We start from the raw sequence: 20,344 nt of genomic DNA on the forward strand, positions 1-20,344 counted from the left end.
TGCAGAGCCGCGCCACGGTGCTGCGCCAGTACGCCCTGATGGAGGCACGCTGGCGCGGCTGGAACGGCGTCTCCCGCCGCGACCGATGGGCGACGATCAGCGGGCAGCTTGTGACGCCGGTGGCGCAGGCGGCGCCGCCGTACTGGGTGTGGAATGCGGGCCTGCGCCAGCTGTACATGTCGGCCTACCATCTCTCGCCAGCGGCGGCCGAGCACTACCGGGCGGCGCTGGTGCGCCACCGGGTGCGCTACATCTGGGGCTATCCGTCGGGCCTGCATGCCCTGGCCGAGGACCTGCTGGCGCGCGGCCTCACCGTGCCAGGCCTCGAGGTTGTCATAACAGTCTCGGAACCTCTTCTGGAGGTTCAGCGGGCTGCGATCGAGCGGGCGTTCGGCTGCCCGGTGGTGGAGAGCTACGGCATGACCGAGGCGGTGGTCTCAGCCAGCCAGTGCCGGCATGGGGCGCTGCATCTGTGGCCGGAATCGGGAGTGCTGGAGGTGGTGGACGGATCGGCTCCGGTGGCGGCCGGTCAGGCGGGGGAGTTTGTGGCCACGGGGCTGAACAACCCGGACATGCCGCTGATCCGCTACCGCACGGGCGACCGGGGGGCCGTGGAGGCGGGCTCGGAGGTGTGCGGGTGCGGGCGCACGCTGCCGCGGCTGGCCCGGGTGGAGGGCCGCAGCGACGACGTGCTCTACACCCCGGATGGGCGGCGCGTGAGCCGCCTCGGATCCGTCATCAAGGCAGGAGCCCCCATTCGGGAGGCGCAGATTGTGCAGGAGACGCTGGCGCGTCTGCGGGTGCGCTACATTCCGGCTCCGGAGTGGAGCGCGGCGGCCGAGGGCGAGATCCTCTCGGCGATCCGCAGCCGCATGGGCGACGTCGAGGTGGTGTTCGAGCAGGTCGAGCAGATCCCACGATCCGCAAATGGAAAATTCCGCTTCATGGTCTGCGATCTTCCGCCGGACCAGAAGCCTCCCCGAAGAGCGGAAACGGCACCTCTGCAAATGGAACGCGCGAATGCGCAAGATCTCTCGAATTATGATGCTATGAAAGCACGGTCTCCGACGGCAACAGTGACATAAACTGAAGGAAGAAATTATGCGCGGCGGAGCCTCCAAAGTCTTTGGATCACGTCTGCCAGAGGCTCTTAGCCTTCTGAACTTCAAAAGCCAGCTGGATCTTCTGCGGAGCGATACCCTCACAGTCCTCTGTTATCACCGTATCGGCCGACCGGATGATGATCAATTCCATGGCTTCCGGCCCAACTTCAGCGCATCCCCTGAACAGTTTAAGCTGCAGATGAAGCTTCTAAGAACTCTCTTCTCCCCCGTCTCGCTGCAGGACGTCTTACATTGGCACGAAACTGGCAATGCCCTTCCCCGCCGGGCTGTGCTCGTCACGTTCGATGACGGCTACCGAGATAACGGCGATTTGGCTTGGCCAATCATGCGCAGTTTGGAAATTCCAGGAGTCGTATTCGTCGCCACGGACTATATTGGGACAGGGAAGGCATTCCTTTGGGACTTCGCCGCTTACTGTTTCGAGGCAACCAAGCATGAGCGCGTACTCTTGCCTCTCTTAGGTGAAACGCATCTTTCGACGCCATCGGAGCGCCATATCGCAGTTTCGGCCTGGGTTGAGGCCTCCAAGCGCCAGCGGGCCGGAAAGCGCAGTATCCTCGTTCATGCGCTGGCTAAAGCGCTCGAAGTCTCCCCTCCTCCAGAGGCGTTCGCTCGACTCTGCCTTGATTGGCCGACAATCCGTTCCCTAGAAAAAGAGGGTCTGGAGTTTGGAGGGCACACGCACACGCATCCTATCCTCACTCAGCTTTCCTCGTCAGAGGCACAAGACGAGATTGCGACCAGCCAGAGGATATTGAGTGCTGAGTTGGGACATCCCGTGCGTGCCTTTGCATATCCCAACGGATCTGCCTCCGATTACTCTAGCGAGCATGAAGAAGCTGTCGAAAGGGCGGGCTTCGCCATGGGGTTCTCGCTTGAACCTGGTCCAACGACGCTTGAAGAGGTTAATAATCGACCAACAGCCGTACGGAGACTCTATGTCGGAAGGCAGGACAGCATCCCTCGGCTGCTTATAAAGTGCTTTGGCGCTGCCCGTTTCGCCTCTAGCAGAAAGGGTCATGGCGACTTTGCAGCAGCAATTGGAGCAAAGCAGACATCGGCTGAAGCGCGGTAACGGTGCATTTTTCTAGGAGCATTTAAGGTTGGTGTCAGAAGGCAATAACCTCACAATAGTACATATCAATATGTACTCTTTTATTTGAAAAATTCAGTTTATGAAAACGGCTACAGAGTTTTTTCAGAATTGACAGTAGCGACTGATACCGAGCAGCCGCGTAGATCCCGTTTTCTCCTCGAAGTCTGAGATCAGTCTTTTGCACCTATCTCCCAACTCATCCTGAGTGAATCGTACATCCTCATTGTGCCTATAGCCTCGATGAGGATGAACCTTCTGAATTTCTGAAATTTACGTTCGCAATTTGCTCTTTCCGCTGATCGCGGCCGGTCTCAATTTCGGTGTCAACTAGAGCTGCCTTGCCTTCAGACTATCCTTAAGAGAACAAGATGGCTGAGAGTCATGATACTCCATTGAGAGTTAATCCATAGAGAGTATAGCCATCCGATCAGTAGCAGAAATAACGTAAGTAAATAATAATCAGTTGTCTCAGCAGCATACAATGCAACGGAATGCCAAAGCATAACTGTTCTTCTACCCTCCCTGCTGGGAGAAGCTTCACGTGCGTCTGCCAGCTGGATTGTGAGAAAGCCTTTGCGAAAAGGCAGGTTCGCCAGCACGCTGGGCTCATGCATTGATTTAAGGATGATACAATCATGATGGATCATATCTTGGTGGCCCTGCTCAAGGCGGTCTGCCGCCTGCTCCCGGGTGATGATCATCCGGATCGTAGCGACTACGCCCCGTACTTTGGGAGCGGCCTTGCGTCGTCGGCTCGATTTTTCGAACGTCTGGGCGGCGTAGAGCGGCTCAAAGATGCGCGAGTGCTCGATATCGGCTGCGGCTTTGGCGAAACCTGCGTGTACGCCGTCGAGCAAGGCGCGATCAAGGCAGTGGGTCTGGACTCGGATGGCGAGCGCATTGACTTCGCCCGCAGTTACATCAAGAAATGCTACCCGGATATTGCCGACCAAGTCGAGCTATATATAGCAGACACGAGTCAGCCAGTAGAGAACCAACGCTTCGACTTAATCCTTTTCAAGGATTCATTTGAACATATTGCCGAGCCCGAAAAGGCGCTGGCAGAGATAGTGAAGCTACTGGCCCCTGGCGGCGCTGTTGCAATCGGTAACCCACCATGGAAGTCAGTTTATGGCGGTCATACGAACTTCATGACCAGCCTCCCTTGGCTTCATCTGATTTTCCCAGAGCGGGTGGTGATGAAAGTCCGCCTTAGCTACCGGCCTGACGACCCTGCGACATGCTACGAAGAGGTACGTGGCGGCATGAATCGGATGACGGTAGCAAAGTTTAAAAACATCATGGCCGCCACTGGTCTACATGAAGAGTTCTTTGCACTCAATCAAGGCACACGCCCAGTCCACCGGGTTCTTCGCCTCTTAAGCAAGCTGCCCTTTGGCCGGGAGATCTTCGCTGCAAACATGTATGGCGTGTGGCGCGCCAATGAGGAGGTTCGGAGCAGTTCCCGAGATGCGGTGAGCCGCGTTGAAGGTGTCACATTAACTGAAGTCGAGTGAGTTTAAGGAGATTTCGCCGCCTGAACCGCTCAGAGGGAGAGATTACCGTCCTTTTCCACTCTGCCAAAGCGGCAAGGTGGTGAAGATGGGCGGCAAGGGCTAAGCGGCGGGAGTTTGACGGAACGAAGAGATGACGGACGGGAGAGAACAAGCTGATAAACCTCTGTAGGTCTCTCGGTAACCGAAAGTCTCACATCACCCTCTCTCACTTTCGCAACGGAATATGCAAATTCTCGGCCCTAGTATCCAGGCCCTTGTGCGGTCAGTGATCGACTCCTGCAGATCTTGAAAGCTTCGCCACTATGAAAACTGCTGCAGAGTCCCTTCAGGCCCATCCACTATCGGATGTCACAGCGACGAGTAAATGGCATTCATTGCGGGAGATTGGCGACCAATCCCTTGTGTTCATTTCACAGATCGTCCTGAATGCATCATTCTTTCTGCTCATGCTCTTGGCCTCAATGTGGCTCGATCCATCCGAGTTCCTGAAGCTATCCTTCGCAAATTCATCAATCCCGCTGATTGCCGCCGCTCTCGATCTCGGCATGAGTCAAAGTTGCCTTGCACTCTCCTTCGAGCACAAGAAGCATGACTATATTGCCTTAAATCTTGCGATTAAAGGTGTTATCATCGCGGTCGCCTTCGCAGCCCTGATACTGTCCCTTCTTGTCTCAGGCCCTTCTCTGGAGATCATCCTGGCGCTTGCCGCGGCCTCCATGTCCTTCTGGACAGCAACGAGAGCCGTCGAGCAATATGCACGGCGCTTCAGGCGATACTCATTGCTGAACATCGCATTGGCGGCGACACGAATCATCTTCGGCTTTGCTGCGATTATCTATGGTGGATGGGTCGCTCTCATCGTCGCGATCTACGTTCTGGCGCAGTTACCCATTCAGATCGTGACATTAAGTCAAAGCACTTATCTCCGCTTTGGCTCCATCAACTGGCGTGCTTTACATGCTGTCATGCGGATGGCTCCGATCACATTCCTCGCGAGGATCCTCTATCTTGCTCTCCCGTTGCTGACATTGTGGTTACTCAACAGCGACGGCAATACACTCTCTGCCGCAGCATTCAGCGTCGTATTGATGTTTTTGGTGCCGCTCGACCTGCTGTTCGCGACCTTGAAGGTCTACATTTTCCCGAAGATCGTCGAGTCCGAGTTCAAGAACATCGATCTCTTCGGCTTCGGCCAAAGATCCATGTACCTGATCATGGCCGGCTTGAGCGTCATGCTTGCGATCGGAATCGTTCCGGCAAGCCTGGTAATCGACTACCTTTATGAAGCTCGGTTTCCCGATGCCGGTACTTTCTTCATGACGTATTTCAGCTGTTACGCAGTGAGTTGCGTGATTGGATTGTACACTGTCCGCTCCCAACGGCCGGGCTTCGTGCGCCTGTCCTTACTAGCAAACATCCTTCGAGCAGCAGCAACTGCCGTGCTCATGTTCATCCCAGCTCTCAACCCTCACCAGATCGTGTTGTGGTCCGGCATCATCATCGTGTCAGGTGAGCTGATCCTGACGGCTCTGCTCATGAGAGCTGCGCAGACCGATCATTAGTAAAGCTCTTTTAGCCCTTTTCCGAGGTGTGGATGCCGGCCCAGCACTGGCGGCGCTGGAGTTTTCAGGGCAACCTTCACACCGCGGAAGAGACGCTGCAGCCGGGTGTGACCGGGGACTGAAAGAGCACATCCAGCGTGGTTTTCACCTGGCGCCTTATGGCTCGCGAAGAGCGACTTGGTGATGCCGGTCCCGCCGCCGTGCCGGTCGAGATCACACCTGTCCCAGTGCAAACCACGCCGATAGCATCCCCAACGCAGCACACCGTCGTAATTGAGATTGTCCTAGGCCGCGGGCGCCGCACTCGCGTGGATCGCGAGTTCGATGCTAAGGCCCTCCGGCGGCCTCTTCAGGTGGTAGAGAGCCTATCGTGCTCCCGGTACCCACCGGCGTGCACGTATGGCTGGCTACCGGCCACAGCGACATGTGCAAGGGCATCCCGTCCCTAGTCGTGCAGGAGGCGCTCAAGCGTGATCAGCATTCAGACACCCTGTTTGTCTTTCGTAGACACAGGGGCGATCTGATTTGAGCCGGAGCTCAGATGATAAAGAAGTCCTTATATGTAACCTTCAGGTTTTTCTGGATTTGCGCAAACTCTATGGCAGATTTTGAGCCTGATCCGTCAGCGTCATAGGAAAGCACGCCTGTTTTCTTGTTATAGATAACATAGTCATTTGAATCTTGCGCTTTGTCTCCTGCCTTGAATAAGTTCTTATTTAATTGCGCAGGGTTCGCCTCTGTCCCTTTTTTACCTAACTTAGTGAAGAACTTGTTCTCTAACCAGATTGCGTCATCTCTTACATTGAAGTCGCTGATTTTGTCGAAGTTCACTTTGCGATCCGTTTTGGATGTCCCGAGCTTTGTGTTGAATGCGAAAGCGTCGCGACCAGATCCGCCATGCAGCCAGTCGTTATCGGCTCCTCCAAAGAGCCGGTCATGTCCGGCCTCGCCATACAGGCGGTCTTTTCCGGCCTCCCCATAGAGCCAGTCATAATCGTCACCGCCATAGATGCGGTCATTGCCTTTCGCTGTGTAGATTTTGTCATGCCCGGCCACCCCGTAGACGATGTCATGTCCGGCACCGATATGGGTGTTGAAGCCTCTGCCGAAAGCAATCGTCTCGCTACGTTCATCGCCAACTAGTGTCAGTCCAGCTGAGGAGAGGGTTGCTAACGGATTGGTAGTTCTCTCATCTGAAAGAACTACCCGCATTCCATCCAAATCCCGGAGCTGGCTGCCATACTCGCCAAAATAGACATAGCGCTTGGCAGATCCGTCAGCGCCCGTAGGCACGGCTGAGTTAAGCATCAGACTCAGCTGCCCGCCTTCACCGAGAGAGAGCGTACCGGTACTAGCGTCGTTAGCACCGTCTGCGACCCCCAGAGTAGATCGCGTAGAGTCATAATAATGGCCAGGGTTGGTCCCGAAAAGGTTTGAAGTGTTCCATGAGGGCATGTCTCCAGCAATCCACTCCGTCAGATAGCCTGGACGATAGGCGACCTCTGCAGATAGGGAGTTTCCTCGCGTAATGGACGGATGCAGTTCAACTGAATCGCAGAACATATCGGAGACTGAAACGAAATCGATATCGGCACCGGACGCACCGCCTGTACCCCCTGTCCGAATCCCGTCATCGACAAAGGATATCGTTTGCAAAACGCTTAGGGAGGTCTGACTAAGGTCGATCCGGTAGATGCCGCGGCCCGCGTGGAAACCAAGAAACTCGGCCTGTGCAACAACGCTTGTCATGGGCGATATCCTCAAAAAGTGTTTCTGAGTATATTTGCCCAATTCAGGAATTTTCTATAATGACTAAGATGTAATTACATTTTTCCTATGAGTCTTCTGGCGCATCATACAAAGGAGTATTTGGACCTTTAGCGGTCGAGTGGTATAAATCGTGAATATTTATGTTCTGTCATGCATCCAAGTTTTTTTGGAACGGCTTACCCTGCCTGCAAATGGCAACTGCGCATGTTAGATAGATTGCCTGTCTGCATGAAACGTTACGATACCTGAATTGGCCCTGATGACTAACTGCAAGGCCAGAAGCGTCATAGACAGCAAAAGCGTTCCGCAGTGCTGGCACAAAAAAATCAATTGGGTCGCAACATGAGCGCAATCAGGTCACTATCTAATTTGCTGACATTGATGATCGATAAAAATCGATCTATTCACGCTCTGATGGACAGCATAGAATCAATCGCCTACTGCACCTTTGAAAGCAGTTGCTGTTCTGCGGGGCTCCCCGTCTGCGATACTTCGCCTGTCGCTAACGGTCTCGCGAACCGGACGTTCAAGGCAGTCGACCGACCGCCACTCAGATGATTGAAAATCCCAGGTGCCAGGTAGTTAAGCAATCTTGCAATCGCGATCGCCAGAAGGACCGTCAGGCACGTCGTAGCAGAATAATTCAACAACAGGAGTGAATCGCTCCGGTTGGGAAGAATACTATCAAAGGCTGCCTTCACCAGCTGATTGAGAGGCCAATGAATTGCATGCAGGAAGAAGGCAATAACCCCGAATTTTGCGATACGCGCACCTAATGCCGTCCGCACGAGATAGGGGGCCAGACTCCACAAGGCTATCACGCCATAGAGACGGATCATTCTTGTCCCAACCCCGTTGATGATTCGAGCTATCGGCACATCATCGGGGATGATTACCGGGGCCAAAGTCCTAAGCGCTACAAACACGGCATATGTGGTTACCAGAATAATTGCAGTACGTAGGGACGCAATGTTCCCAATCGACCAATTTTGAATGCGAGTAGCTGCGCCGATGCTGAAGAAGAAGAGTACATCAGTTCGAAAGAACACGATGAGATTCACATTCACTGCCCAGATCGCAGCTAAACAGACAAGGCTGATCACTGGCGCGCGCCGAATGAAGAACGCCAGGACTGGGGAGATCAAGACAGTCAGCAGCAGATCGTGAAGAAACCAGAACTGAAAATCGGCTGGCCGCTGCGTGACGCCGATAAGTGCGTTTACAAGGTCCATAGCACTGAGGTTGAAGACATCGTAAGCGATGATCCTTTCTGACATCGGTAGCGCAAGAGCAACTACAGCCGAAAGCAACAAAGCTATAGCGTTCCACGAAACCATCGGAAAGAAGATGGATCTGATACGGCTTCGATAGCGTTTTTTATAGAATTCTACCGAGAAATCCGCTTCCTTGAAGAATAAGTACCCCGAGATGGCGCTGAGAAGCGGTACCGCGCTGTAGAAGAAAAAAACGAAATAAGAATTCACGAAAAGTGAGAACCCACCATGATCTGGGTCAAACCCGTCGAAGGGATCATAGGTCGTTCCTGGGAAGGCCCCATAATGCAAGAAAACGAGCCCGATCACGACCGAAATGCGCATGAGGTCGATCTGTGCAGATAGAAGGTTATCGTCGCGATGCATTAAGTATTCTCCGCTTCGAACGATGACTGTAGACTACATTTCCACTCGGTCGAGCCAGCCAAGTAGATGAACTTCTCGAGCGATATCGACTCTGATATCACCGTCAAATCACTGTCCAATGATTAGGAGGTGTACCTATCCTGAGAAGCTCTCAATATGCTGATCCAGCGTGGCAGCACCACATTCCAGTCGGATTGATGGGCCGTCCTGTGCGCCTCAAGGGACAGACCTGCACAGTCTATCCTTCCAGATAAGAGGTCATCTATTGCACGCGACATCGCCTCGATATCTCCACGGGAAACCAGAATAGCGTTCTTCCGGTTGGTGAGGATGTCTGGAATTCCGCCAACGTCGGTGCTCACTACACATAATCCGCAAGCCAAAGCCTCGTAGACGGTCACTGGAGCGTTATCAATGTTCGTTGTGTTTAGAAAGATGTCAGCCTGGTTCAGTATCGCTGGAATTTCAGATTTTGCGACGCCCGGAATGATGGTGACGGTCTGAGTGAGACCGTGCTCTTCAATGCGCTGACGCGTCCTCTCTAGGCTACCATCTCCCCGATCAGGCCCAATCATAGTGAGGTGAATGTCGCGATAACGCCCAATCAGTGCGGCAACTGTATCGACGGCCATGACAGGATTGTACATCTCATGAAAACTGCGCACCCAGATCAGGTGTGGTGATACAGAGGAGCGCAGCCGAAACGGATATCCTTCCAGCCGCATTCCGTTAGGGAGAAGCTGCAGGTCAGGTCTCAGCGGCATAAACTCACGGACGAGATAGTTTGATGGAGCAGTTACGGCCGCTGCGTGCTTCATTATCCATCGCAGGGGTTGCCGCCATTTGAGTGCGAATTTCGGAAGGTTTCCTCCGTGCAGCGTGAGCACATAGGGGCGCGAAAGGGTGCGGAGGAGCAGACATGCGGCCAGTGCCCAGATGAAAGCTTTGCCGCTGAATACATCAATCTGTGCCACGCTGTATCTGTGTCTCTGAGACCAGACGGTTTCCAGGATATGCTGTAGTTTTGCGATAGGCCTTGTGCGATCGGAGGCGCAGGTTGTCTCCCAGCCTCGGGATTGCAGTTCGTGTGCAAGGTCTTCACACACGGATCGCTTACCGCCTGTTGAGGACAGGAAGTTCCCAATCAGAATTACTCCCTCATGCGCTCCCTTGTCGATCATCTCGACTGAGGAAAGGTGGGGCGTGAGAGACCTGTCTAGCGTCACGCGGCAAACTCATTCTATCTCCAACCTATATTGAAACCTCCCCTACTCCCTGTCGCCTGCTCTGAAGGATTACTGATTATTCGACGGTCATCCTTGGACTTGTATCCTCATTCGCTTTCCCGACCTAAAACGCACCCTGTTATCTTTGGAAAACCTTACTGAGCACGTCATGAGGGTTTCCGGAGGCAGCTGTTTTGAGGCTTAAGAAGCGAATAGTCTGTATTGTCGGGACACGCCCTGAAGCCATCAAAATGGCACCGGTGATCATGAAGCTGCAGGAAGCCTCCTGGGCCGAGACGATCGTCGTTGCCACTGGCCAGCACCGCGAGTTGCTCGATCAGTCTCTCTCCGCTTTTGGCCTCAAGGTTCATCAAAACCTTGAGGTTATGGTCGAGGGACAGTCGCTGTCGAGAATGACAGCCCGACTCTTCGATCGTCTTGAGGTCTGTCTTTCAGACCTTGCGCCGGATATACTCCTGGCGCAAGGCGACACCACGTCCGTCATGGTCGCAGCAGTGTCTTGTTTTTATCAGAATATTCCTTTCGGGCATGTCGAAGCGGGATTGAGGACAGCAGATATTCATCTGCCGTTTCCCGAGGAGTTCAACCGTCGGGTCGCCGGACTCCTGAGCACTCTGCATTTTGCACCGACTTCGGGGGCGCAGGCGAACCTGCGCCGCGCCGCAGTCCCCGATGCTAACATCTTCGTAACCGGCAATACCTGCATCGATGCCCTTTACTGGATGAAGGAGCGCGCCCCACCCCTGCCATTTTCTCTCCGTGAGGGCTCAAGACTTGCGCTTGTAACCGCTCATCGACGCGAGAACATGGGCGAGCCAATGCGTCAGATGTTTCAGGCAATCCTGGATTTGCGGCGGCGCTATCCAGATCTGGAGTTTATCTATCCTGTTCATCCCAATCCAGGCGTCAGGCAACTCGCCAGGGACATGCTGAGCCGTGAGGAAGGCATTCATTTGTGCCCGCCTCTGGACTATCCCACCCTCGTCAGCGTCCTTGCTCGGTCAATGTTCGTCCTGACCGACAGTGGCGGTTTGCAGGAGGAGGCCCCCGCTCTCGGGAAGCCGGTTCTCGTTATGCGGAGCGAAACGGAGCGTCCAGAGGCTGTAGAGATGGGAGTTGCCCGCCTTGTGGGCTCGAACCGGGACCAAATCATCGCAGAGGTTTCGCGCCTGCTTGAGGATCAAGAGGCTTATCGCTCCATGGCGAAAGGCGTCTCCCCCTATGGCGATGGCAAAGCCGCCGAGCGAATTTGTGAGCATATTAGAGCTTATCTCGATGCATGATGGAGACATCACGGGATCGACTATGGATCAGCATAAGGAAAAGAAACGTGCATGTGCTCTGCATTAGCCACTATTACCCTCCGGAGAATGGCGCTCTTGCTGTTCGGATGTCGGAGAATGCTCATGCGTGGGCTGCAAGTGGAGCAACCGTTACTGTCGTCACTTGTGTACCCAATTACCCAAGAGGCAAGACATTTCCCGGATATCAAAACCGCTTTTTCCAGAGAGAGGTAATTGACGGAGTAAACGTGATCCGGTTGTGGACTTTAGTTTCCGCTAATGAAGGAATACTTTTAAGGACACTGAACTACCTATCACTGCTTCTCTCAGTTGTCATTGCAAGCCCATGGCTGCCACGTCCCGATGTTGTTCTATCGACCTCACCTAATCTGTTCTGCGGTGTTGCTGGAGGCTTACTGGCTTGGGTCAAACGCAGGCCCTGGATCTTGGAAATACGGGACCTCTGGCCAGAAAGCATAATAGCCGTCGGCGCGATTAAGAACCGTGCGATCATCGCGCCCTTCGAGTACCTTGAGCGATGGGCATACCGGAAAGCCGCCGGCGTCGTCTCCGTCACCGATACCTTCGTCAAGCACATCGTGACCAATGGAGCCAAGCCCGAAAAGGTCCATGTGATCAAAAACGGGGTCGATCTAAGCACGTTCTCGGCAGGGGACGGAGAGAGTTTCAGAAAGAAGCACGGTTTGACCGGAAAAATCGTTGCTTCCTACATCGGCACTCACGGTATGGCTCATAAACTAGAAACTGTGCTGATGGCTGCGGCCGAACTCCAACATCGCCCGGAGATCGTGTTCGTCTTCGTTGGAGACGGCGCGGAACGCAATAAGCTAATCGCATTGCGGGATAAGATAAGCCTCTCCAATGTCATGTTTCTGGGCGAGCTTCCACGCAGCGAGATGCCCGATGTTCTTGCCGCTACGGATATCTCCTTGGTCGTGTTGGCAAATAACCCTCTCTTTCGAGCCGTGATCCCGTCAAAAATATTCGAGGCAATGGGGGCATCAAAGCCAATCGTCCTGGGCGTTGAGGGCGAGTCTGCGGAAATCATCCGCAAGGCTAGGTCGGGTCTCGTCGTCGCTCCAGAAAATGCTGAGGATTTGAGTGCTGCAATAGCGACGCTCGCCGACGATGCGCATCTCAGGACGCAGCTGGGGGAAAATGGCTTGAACTGCGTCCGGAGGCAATTCAGTCGCGAGGTTCTGAGTCGAACTTATCTCGATCTGCTCCAGCGCGTCGCGGCCAATTCCTTTCGAGCACGAAGTTCGCTCCCTCTTCCGCAAAGCCTGAAGAGCTAGAGAATCGTGCAGACCGCAAGGTCTACGCCAGTGAAGAGTGGTTTTGTCTTTTCGCGCCTAATGCCACCCTTTCGGAAGATTGAACATATGGCGAACTCCAGCAGGGGGCGCTTCTGAGTACCAATGCTATGGGGCCGGACTCAGCAGTGTTGGTTATATTGCAGCCAACACTGCTGAGTCTGGACCGTGTCGTCTTTATGACTCTTGCTGCGGCGGAGCGGCTACTTTCACGGGAGATACAAAACTAGTTTTATCGGACTTACTTTCGCTCTGCCCTGTTGCCCGTGGCGGGTGCGGATATAAGCGATAAAGCTGGGTAGAGTTGATCGAGTCCCAATCGTTATCGCTCTCTCGCGTTGGATGAGGCCTGTGAATGGAAATGTTGGACATGATTCCTCGCATTGCTCCTCAGACCGCCACATCTTCATTTGCTGGCGTCACGAGAGTATCCTGACAGGCGAGCACGTCTAATCACTAACACGTCGTACCCCTGCTGGGCAGCGGAGCTCTTCAGGTGACCTTTAACAGGGAGCGAAGGATCCGCCTCCTGCTCACTCCACCGTTACGGACTTTGCGAGGTTACGGGGCTGGTCGACATCTTTGCCCATGAAGACGGCCGTGTGATAGGCGAGCAGCTGGATCGGGACCGCATTGATGATCGGCGCCACAATGGGGTGCACCGACGGCATTACGATGGTGGCCATAGTTTCGAGACCGGTCTCAAGAGCCCCCTTCTCGTCCGTGATGAGGATGATGCGGCCGCCGCGGGCCGCCACTTCCTGCATATTGGAGACGGTCTTCTCGAAGATAGCGTCATGCGGTGCGATGACGATGACCGGCATCGTCTCGTCGATGAGCGCGATGGGACCATGCTTCAACTCGCCGGCCGCATAGCCTTCCGCGTGGATGTAGGAGATCTCCTTGAGCTTCAGGGCGCCTTCCATCGCAAGCGGATAGGAGGTTCCGCGTCCGAGGTAGAGCACGTCCTTGGCCTTGGAGAGCTCGCGGGAGAGAATCTCGATCTGATGCTCCCGTTTGATCGCCTCGGTGATCTGGCCCGGCACGGCGATGAGGGCGTTCACCAGTTCCTTCTCGTCCTGGGCGCTCAAAGTCCCCCGCGCGCGGCCCGCTGCGATGGCGAGCGACAGAAGCACGGTGAGCTGGCAGGTAAAGGCTTTGGTCGACGCCACGCCCACCTCGACGCCAGCAAGGGTCTGCGCGACCACGTTGCTCTCGCGGGCCATCGTGGAGGTCGGCACGTTCACCACGGAGAGCGTATGCTGCTTCTCAGTTGTCGCGTAGCGCAATGACGCCAGGGTGTCCGCCGTCTCGCCCGATTGCGAGACGAAGAGCGCCAAGCCGCCCGGTTCCAAGGGTGCTTCCCGGTACCGGAATTCGGACGCGACATCGATCTCGACGGGGATGCGCGCCAGGCGCTCGAACCAGTATTTCGAGATCAAACCCGCCAGATAGGCCGTACCGCAGGCGGAGATCGAGATGCGCTTCAGATCTTTGAAGTCGAAGGGCAATTCGAACGGCAGCTCGACCCGTTCGCCCGCGAAGTTGACGTAATGCGCAAGCGTGCGCCCTACCACCTCCGCCTGCTCATGGATTTCCTTGGCCATGAAGTGGCGGTAATTGCCCTTATCGGCCATGAAGGACCCGGCCGGGATCTTGTGACGGGGGCGCTGCACGGCCCTCCCGGACTCATCGTGAATATCCGCGCCCCGATGCGTCAGGATCGCCCAGTCGCCATCGTCGAGATAAGCGACTTCATCCGTAAACGGCGCCAGTGCCAGTGCATCGGAACCGAGATACATCTCGCCCTGACCGTAACCGATGGCGAGAGGAGCACCGTGACGCGCTCCGATCAGCAGATCGTCCTCACCGGAGAATAGAAACCCGAGCGCAAAGGCGCCGCGAAGGCGCGGCAGGGTCACAGCCACAGCCTCGATGGGCCCGCGCCCCTGACGGATCTCATAGGTGACGAGCTGGGCCACCACTTCGGTGTCGGTCTCGGTCTCAAACCGGATGCCCTTGGCTTCCAGCCCGGTTTTCAGCTCGCGGAAATTCTCGATGATACCGTTATGGACCACCGCCAGCTTGTCGGTGGCATGCGGGTGGGCGTTGGTCTCGTTGGGCTTGCCGTGGGTCGCCCAGCGGGTGTGACCGATACCGATGACGCCCGAGAGCGGAGACTGGGAGAGCTTGGTTTCGAGGTTGCGCAGCTTGCCCTCGGCACGCCGGCGGTCGAGGCGCCCCTCCTCCAGGGTTGCCACACCGGCGGAATCGTAACCACGGTATTCAAGCCGCTTAAGCGCCTCCACGATCTGGGGGGCAACCGGCGTTTTCCCAATGATTCCAACAATTCCGCACATTCGAACGAGCTTCCTTCTGCAATGCATCCAACGCTACGCTTGGTGCTTCCTTACAGAGGCTCGCCCCTGCGGCGGAATCAACTTGCGTAACCTATTGTGACAAGAGCGCCTATTTTCTCTTGGCGGCCTGGGCCTTTTCTCGGAATTCGATGGCCCAGCCTTCCTTCACGATCTGACGCCCGCGTCCGAGACCCAAGGCGTTATCAGGTATATTGTCCGTAATAACTGAACCGGAGCCGACAAAGGCCCCCTTCCCGATTGTGACAGGGGCAACCAGCGAGGAGTTGGAGCCGACGAAGGCGCCCTCGCCGATCTCGGTCCGGTACTTGCCGAAGCCGTCGTAATTGCACGTGATGGTGCCGGCGCCGATATTCGCCTCGGCTCCCACGCTTGCGTCGCCGAGATAGGTCAGGTGGCTGACCTTGGCGCCGGCCCCGAGGTCCGTGTTCTTGATCTCGACGAAATTTCCGACCTTGGCCTTTGGGCCGATCGCCGCGCCCGGACGCAGGCGGGCGAAGGGGCCGATGCCGGCGCCGGACGCGATCCGCGCGCCCTCCAGATGGCTGAAGCTGTGGATGATGGCCCCCTCTTCGACCACCACGCCGGGACCGAACACCACATGCGGCTCGACCACGACATCCGGCCCGAGCCGGGTGTCATGGCTGAGGAAGACAGTCTCGGGAGCGACCAGCGTGACGCCGGCCGCCATGGCAGCCTGGCGTAGCCGGTCCTGGATCATGCGCTCGGCGGCGGCGAGCTGTGCCCGGTCATTGACCCCATGCACCTCCTCCTCCTGCACGACGGCAATCGCCGTCCTATGACCGAGGCTGCGGGCGATCTCGACGATGTCGGTGAGGTAGTACTCGCCCTTGGTATTCCTGTTCTCCACCCGGTCGAGGAGGGTCAGGGCCAGATCGCCTCGGATCGCCATGAGGCCACCGTTGCACAGGGTGATCTCCCGTTCCGCCTCGCTGGCATCCTTGTGCTCGCGGATAGCCAGAAGCTCATTGCCCAACGTAATGAAACGGCCATAGCCGGTCGGGTCCTTGGCCTCGAATCCCATGGCGACTACGGCCGCCCCTTCTACCAGGGGAGCCCGCAACTTGGCGAAGGTCTCGGACAGGATCAGGGGCGTATCGCCGAAAGCGATGATCACATCGTCGGCGGACTGCGCCAGCGCCTCCCGGGCGCTCAGAACCGCGTGAGCGGTCCCGAGCCGGTCCTTCTGAACGAAGATCCGGGCCTGGGCCGAGATCTTCTGAACCTCCTTGACCACATCTTCGCGGTCCGGACCGATCACGACAGCAGTGCTGGTGGCACCCGCCTGGGTCAGGGTCGCCAGCACGTGGCCCAGCATGGATCGGTTGGCGACCTGATGCAGGACCTTGGGCTTTGCGGACTTCATCCGGGTGCCCTCACCTGCTGCGAGCACGATGGCCAGGCAGCTCCGGGATGAGGATTGGGAAGTGTCAGACAGGGTCATATAGTTTCAATCCGGTGAGGCTCAGCCGTGCAGCTAAATCAGAAGGGGTAGATCGGCAATTGTTTCATGAGCAATCAGACAGTTTGGCCAACGGCCGCGTTTACTTCATGCTCATGATTGACGATATGTATAGGGCATTCCACTTGTCTGGCTGAAGAGCCTTCGTTCACGCAAGAGTATTACTGTGCCGGTTCCGCCAAGGGGTCCATCCCCTTTCCATCTTCGCCGGCGCGACATGCTGGCTTACATCGGTGCCTCCGTCGCCGGGCTGGCATACGCGCCGACCCTTAAAGCCCAGACACCTCAGGAAACTATATCCGCCAGGATGGGAGAGAATCAGCGGTTCGATCCGGCAGTGGTGGTCGACCTTGCGCGCCAGCTCTCCAAAAAGCCGTTCGCACCTCCGCCGAACGACCTGCCGGACGTCTTCGCGAATCTGAACCCGGAGCAGTATGGGGCGATCCGCTACACGCAACCGCCGATCTGGGGTTCGGAGGCGCGCGGGATTGCGGTCGAGCCGCTCCATCGTGGGTTCGTGTTCCGGGATGCGGTCGATCTCTTCATGGTCGAGGACGGAGCCGTCCGTCGCATTGGCTATCATCCGTCTCAGTTCGAGTTCGGCCGGGTCAATCTTCCGAACAATCTCGGAGACATCCGCTACTCAGGATTCCGGCTCATCGCGCAGGTCGGCAACGACAAGCCATTCGACTTTGCCGTCGTGCAGGGTGGCACCTTCTTCCGCGCGCTCGCCCGGGGGCAGAACTATGGGGCTATCGCACGAGCGTTGACCTTACGTCCGGCGGAAGCCCGTGGCGAAGAGTTCCCGGCCTTCCGTGCTTTCTGGCTGGAGCGCCCGACTGTGGGAAGCAATAGCATTACCATTCACGGCGTTCTCGATTCGGAATCGACCACCGGTGCGGTCCGCATGACGTTCCGTCCAGGGGACATGACGATCGTCGATGTGGAGACCACTCTCTTCCCGCGCGTCAATCTGGAGCATGTGGGCTTGGGCGGCATCGCCTCGACGTATCTTTATGGGCCCAACGATCTGCTGAACTCCGACGATATCCGACCGGCCGTGTATGAATCGTCCGGCCTGCAGATGTGGAACGGGTCGGGGGAATGGCTTTGGCGCCCGCTTCAGAATCCGGAGACGCTCCAGATCTCCGCCTTCGTCGACACCTCGCCGAAGGGCTTCGGCCTGCTTCAGCGGGAGCGGTCCTACGAGGCCTTCCAGGACGACGACCAGCGCTTCGACCGCCGGCCGAGTGTCTGGATCGAACCTCTCGGTGATTGGGGTCAGGGGAGCGTCCAACTTCTGGAAATCCCGACCGATGCCGAGATTAATGACAACATTCTCACATACTGGCGCCCGAGAGGGCCGATGGCGGCCGGGTCGGAGGTTGCACTCGCCTATCGGCAATACTGGGGATGGAATGCGCCGGAGCGACCACCGCTCGCGACTGTGACGCAGACCCGCTCGGGCCGCGGTAGTGGAGGCCGGCGGCGGAGATTCACAGTCGATTTCGTTGGCGACATGCTTGGCGAAAACCTGCCGGCAGACCTAAAATCTGTCTTAACCGTTGGCCCTGGAACGTTCCAGAACCTCAAACTTTTGCCATATCCTGATAGAAAGACAGTACGTGTCGCATTCGAGCTTGACCCGGGCAATGAAAACGCGTGTGAGATGCGCCTGATCCTAGAAACAGGCGGGAAACCGATTAGCGAGACATGGCTGTATCGTTGGACACCATAAGTCACGATTTGAAGGAAAACGTAGCTGCCCTTGAGCGGCCTGCGACGGCAATGCCTCCCGAAAAGTCTATCGACATGCCGACCCAGTCGCTCCGGCGCTGGTCGGCCTCTGAGGAGCGCAACCCTGTTCTGCAGCACCCCAGGCTAGGAACCTGGCTAGCCCGCCTTTTTGTATTCGGGGGTGGCCTCCTGCTGACAGCCTACGGCACCTGGGAAATGTACCAAGTTGTGTCGGTCAGCCGCACCACGGCTCTACAGTGGGTGCTCGTCGGCCTGTTCACCGTCAACTTCTCGTGGATCTCGGTTGCGTTCACCAGCGCCCTCCTGGGTTTCCTCGCCCTGCTCCGCCGCCCGGGACATCGCGGATCGCTGCCTTCATCACTGCAGCACAAGACCGCAATCGTCATGCCGGTCTATAACGAGCAGACAGACCGTACCTTCGCGGCCCTGGAAGCGATCTATGAATCCGTTCAGGCAACGGGCCTGAACGATCATTTCGATTATTTCATCCTCTCCGACACCACCAATCCGGATGCCTGGATTGCGGAAGAGCGGGCTTTCCTGGCATTGAAGGAGCGCCTGGGACCCGGTGCACGGTTCTATTACCGACACCGGCAGAAGAACCATCATCGCAAGGCCGGCAACATCGCCGATTTCGTCTCGCGCTGGGGCGGGCATTACGAGCATACGCTGGTGCTCGACGCCGACAGCCTCATGACGGGCGAGTGTATTGTGCACCTCGCAGCCGCCATGGAAGCCGACCCGGATGCGGGCATCATCCAGTCTCTCCCGCTGATCATTAACCGCAACACCCTCTTTGCCCGGCTCCAGCAATATGCCGCTCGCGTCACTGGTCCGGTGATCGCCATGGGCCTTGCGGTCTGGATGGGGCGCGACGGCAATTACTGGGGCCACAACGCCATCATCCGCACCAAGGCCTTCGCCGCCCATGGCGGACTGCCGGACCTGAAGGGCAAGCCACCTTTCGGCGGCCATATCCTAAGCCACGATTTCGTCGAGGCGGCTCTCCTGCGACGCGCCGGCTGGTCGGTCTACATGCTGGCGGACCTGCAGGGGTCCTACGAGGAAAGCCCGCCATCCCTCATCGACCTGTCGGCCCGCGACCGGCGCTGGTGCCAGGGCAATCTCCAGCACATGCGGGTGGTCACGGCGAAGGGCCTGAAGCTGCCGACGCGACAGCACTTCGCCACCGGCATCATGTCGTATCTCGCCTCGCCGTTCTGGCTCTTCCAGCTGATCGTCGGTATCGCCCTGGTCCTGCAGACAACCTATATCCGGCCGGAATATTTCGCCCGCGACTTCCGCCTCTACCCGATCTGGCCGCGGTTCGACCCTGAGCGAGCTCTCACGTTGTTCGCAGTGACCATGGGGATCTTGCTTGCGCCGAAGCTCTTCGGGCTGATCCTGATGCTCGTTCGTGGCCATGACCGGCGTGCGTCCGGAGGCGGCATCCGGCTCATCATTTCCTCGACGATCGAGATCATCCTGTCGGCCCTTGTGGCGCCAATCCTCATGCTCATTCAGTCGGGCTCGGTGTTCCAGATCCTGCTCGGACGCGACACGGGCTGGCAGCCGCAGCGTCGTGACGACGGCTCGATCCCGTTCAAGGACATCGTCCGGCGCCATCGGGCCCACACGGTACTTGGAGGCCTTGCCGGTCTCTCGGCCTTCATGATCGCCACGTCCCTCTTCCTATGGATGTCGCCTACCATCATCGGTCTGCTGCTGGCGATTCCTCTCTCCTGGCTCAGCGGCCAGTTGGGGGCTGGTCTTGCTCTGAAGCGGCTCGGGCTTCTCAGGACGCCGGAAGAGCACCAGCCGCCGGCAATCGCCACCCGCGCAAACGAGCTCCAGGCACGCAATGTTGCCTTCGGCTTCGACGACGCGGACAGCCTCAGGGCTATCTATGAAGACCCGATGTTGAGGGAGCGTCATATCGAGATGCTTCCGCCGGCGCCGCCGCGCAAACGCGGGATCATCGAGACGGAACGTGCGCTCGCGGAGGCCAAGCTCGTCGATGCTGAAACCATCGAAGATGCCGTGAGCTGGCTCCACAACAAGGAACGCATGGTCGTTCTCCATGATCGCGCCCTCATCGACATGCTGGTTCATTTGAAGCCCAAGCCAGCCGAGGCGCAGGCCGCGGAATAAC

14 protein-coding genes are annotated in these 20,344 nt (G+C 57.0%); 9 read left to right on the forward strand and 5 right to left on the reverse strand.

The annotated features are described in order from the left end of the window. From VB618_RS15735 to tnpB, 5 genes are all read left to right on the forward strand, one after another. Positions 1 to 1,085: phenylacetate--CoA ligase family protein (locus tag VB618_RS15735; RefSeq protein ID WP_329797668.1), on the forward strand; the 1,085-nt coding region annotated here is incomplete at its 5' end. Positions 1,086 to 1,101: 16 nt separating this feature from the next. After that, complete coding sequence (locus tag VB618_RS15740; RefSeq protein WP_329797669.1) at positions 1,102 to 2,199, forward strand: polysaccharide deacetylase family protein; 1,098 nt, start codon at positions 1,102 to 1,104, stop codon at positions 2,197 to 2,199. A 656-nt stretch (positions 2,200 to 2,855) separates the two neighbouring features. Next, the gene (locus VB618_RS15745) at positions 2,856 to 3,737 is read left to right on the forward strand and encodes a class I SAM-dependent methyltransferase (protein WP_329797670.1); all 882 of its coding nucleotides are present in this window, start codon (positions 2,856 to 2,858) and stop codon (positions 3,735 to 3,737) included. Positions 3,738 to 4,039: 302 nt separating this feature from the next. Further along, on the forward strand, positions 4,040 to 5,299 hold the full coding sequence (locus VB618_RS15750; protein ID WP_329797671.1) for a hypothetical protein: 1,260 nt from the start codon (positions 4,040 to 4,042) through the stop codon (positions 5,297 to 5,299). A gap of 391 nt (positions 5,300 to 5,690) precedes the next feature. Next, the gene (gene tnpB / locus VB618_RS19815; protein ID WP_442931829.1) at positions 5,691 to 5,828 is read left to right on the forward strand and encodes an IS66 family insertion sequence element accessory protein TnpB; all 138 of its coding nucleotides are present in this window, start codon (positions 5,691 to 5,693) and stop codon (positions 5,826 to 5,828) included. 8 nt (positions 5,829 to 5,836) lie between these two features. On the opposite strand, the gene VB618_RS15755 is transcribed toward tnpB, so the two are convergent. The 3 genes from VB618_RS15755 to VB618_RS15765 all read right to left on the reverse strand — a co-directional run bounded on the left by VB618_RS15755 (position 5,837) and on the right by VB618_RS15765 (position 9,890). Next, positions 5,837 to 7,048, reverse strand: a complete 1,212-nt coding sequence (locus tag VB618_RS15755; protein ID WP_329797672.1) for a calcium-binding protein — start codon at positions 7,046 to 7,048, stop codon at positions 5,837 to 5,839. Positions 7,049 to 7,506: 458 nt separating this feature from the next. Beyond that, positions 7,507 to 8,709 carry an acyltransferase gene (locus VB618_RS15760; RefSeq protein ID WP_329797673.1) on the reverse strand — a complete coding sequence of 401 codons (1,203 nt, stop codon included), beginning with the start codon at positions 8,707 to 8,709 and terminating at the stop codon, positions 7,507 to 7,509. Positions 8,710 to 8,831: 122 nt separating this feature from the next. Next, positions 8,832 to 9,890 carry a glycosyltransferase family 4 protein gene (locus VB618_RS15765; protein WP_329797674.1) on the reverse strand — a complete coding sequence of 353 codons (1,059 nt, stop codon included), beginning with the start codon at positions 9,888 to 9,890 and terminating at the stop codon, positions 8,832 to 8,834. Between the two features lie 239 nt (positions 9,891 to 10,129). On the opposite strand from VB618_RS15765, the gene wecB reads away from it, so the two are divergent. Together wecB and VB618_RS15775 are read left to right on the forward strand one after the other, a co-directional pair. Further along, positions 10,130 to 11,239, forward strand: coding sequence for a non-hydrolyzing UDP-N-acetylglucosamine 2-epimerase (wecB, locus tag VB618_RS15770; protein WP_329797675.1), 1,110 nt, complete (start codon positions 10,130 to 10,132; stop codon positions 11,237 to 11,239). Then, positions 11,236 to 12,555: a glycosyltransferase family 4 protein gene (locus tag VB618_RS15775; protein ID WP_329797676.1), complete on the forward strand. Its 1,320-nt coding sequence runs from the start codon at positions 11,236 to 11,238 to the stop codon at positions 12,553 to 12,555. The genes wecB and VB618_RS15775 overlap by 4 nt, the downstream gene beginning before the upstream one ends. A gap of 551 nt (positions 12,556 to 13,106) precedes the next feature. Here VB618_RS15775 and glmS read toward each other — a convergent pair. Continuing rightward, positions 13,107 to 14,933: a glutamine--fructose-6-phosphate transaminase (isomerizing) gene (gene glmS, locus VB618_RS15780; protein WP_329797677.1), complete on the reverse strand. Its 1,827-nt coding sequence runs from the start codon at positions 14,931 to 14,933 to the stop codon at positions 13,107 to 13,109. Between the two features lie 109 nt (positions 14,934 to 15,042). Beyond that, on the reverse strand, positions 15,043 to 16,416 hold the full coding sequence (glmU, locus tag VB618_RS15785; protein WP_329797678.1) for a bifunctional UDP-N-acetylglucosamine diphosphorylase/glucosamine-1-phosphate N-acetyltransferase GlmU: 1,374 nt from the start codon (positions 16,414 to 16,416) through the stop codon (positions 15,043 to 15,045). A 325-nt stretch (positions 16,417 to 16,741) separates the two neighbouring features. Between glmU and VB618_RS15790 the strand changes: the two genes are divergently transcribed. Both VB618_RS15790 and mdoH read left to right on the forward strand, forming a co-directional pair. Beyond that, a complete protein-coding gene (locus VB618_RS15790; protein WP_329797679.1) occupies positions 16,742 to 18,172 on the forward strand; it encodes a glucan biosynthesis protein in 1,431 nt (476 codons plus the stop codon). Then, complete coding sequence (gene mdoH, locus VB618_RS15795) at positions 18,148 to 20,343, forward strand: glucans biosynthesis glucosyltransferase MdoH (protein ID WP_329797680.1); 2,196 nt, start codon at positions 18,148 to 18,150, stop codon at positions 20,341 to 20,343. Before VB618_RS15790 ends, mdoH begins: the two co-directional genes overlap by 25 nt. The last annotated feature ends 1 nt before the right edge of the window (position 20,344 follow it).

The sequence above is a fragment of the Microvirga sp. CF3062 genome (assembly GCF_036314045.1).
In the GTDB taxonomy this organism is placed as follows: domain Bacteria; phylum Pseudomonadota; class Alphaproteobacteria; order Rhizobiales; family Beijerinckiaceae; genus Microvirga.

Coding starts and splice junctions, on each gene's coding strand:
- VB618_RS15740 (WP_329797669.1), top strand. CDS start 1,102: ATGCGCGGCGGAGCCTCCAAAGTCTTTGGATCACGTCTGCCAGAGGCT.
- VB618_RS15745 (WP_329797670.1), top strand. CDS start 2,856: ATGATGGATCATATCTTGGTGGCCCTGCTCAAGGCGGTCTGCCGCCTG.
- VB618_RS15750 (WP_329797671.1), top strand. CDS start 4,040: ATGAAAACTGCTGCAGAGTCCCTTCAGGCCCATCCACTATCGGATGTC.
- VB618_RS15755 (WP_329797672.1), bottom strand. CDS start 7,048: ATGACAAGCGTTGTTGCACAGGCCGAGTTTCTTGGTTTCCACGCGGGC.
- VB618_RS15760 (WP_329797673.1), bottom strand. CDS start 8,709: ATGCATCGCGACGATAACCTTCTATCTGCACAGATCGACCTCATGCGC.
- VB618_RS15765 (WP_329797674.1), bottom strand. CDS start 9,890: ATGATCGACAAGGGAGCGCATGAGGGAGTAATTCTGATTGGGAACTTC.
- VB618_RS15775 (WP_329797676.1), top strand. CDS start 11,236: ATGATGGAGACATCACGGGATCGACTATGGATCAGCATAAGGAAAAGA.
- glmS (WP_329797677.1), bottom strand. CDS start 14,933: ATGTGCGGAATTGTTGGAATCATTGGGAAAACGCCGGTTGCCCCCCAG.
- glmU (WP_329797678.1), bottom strand. CDS start 16,416: ATGACCCTGTCTGACACTTCCCAATCCTCATCCCGGAGCTGCCTGGCC.
- VB618_RS15790 (WP_329797679.1), top strand. CDS start 16,742: ATGGGAGAGAATCAGCGGTTCGATCCGGCAGTGGTGGTCGACCTTGCG.
- mdoH (WP_329797680.1), top strand. CDS start 18,148: ATGGCTGTATCGTTGGACACCATAAGTCACGATTTGAAGGAAAACGTA.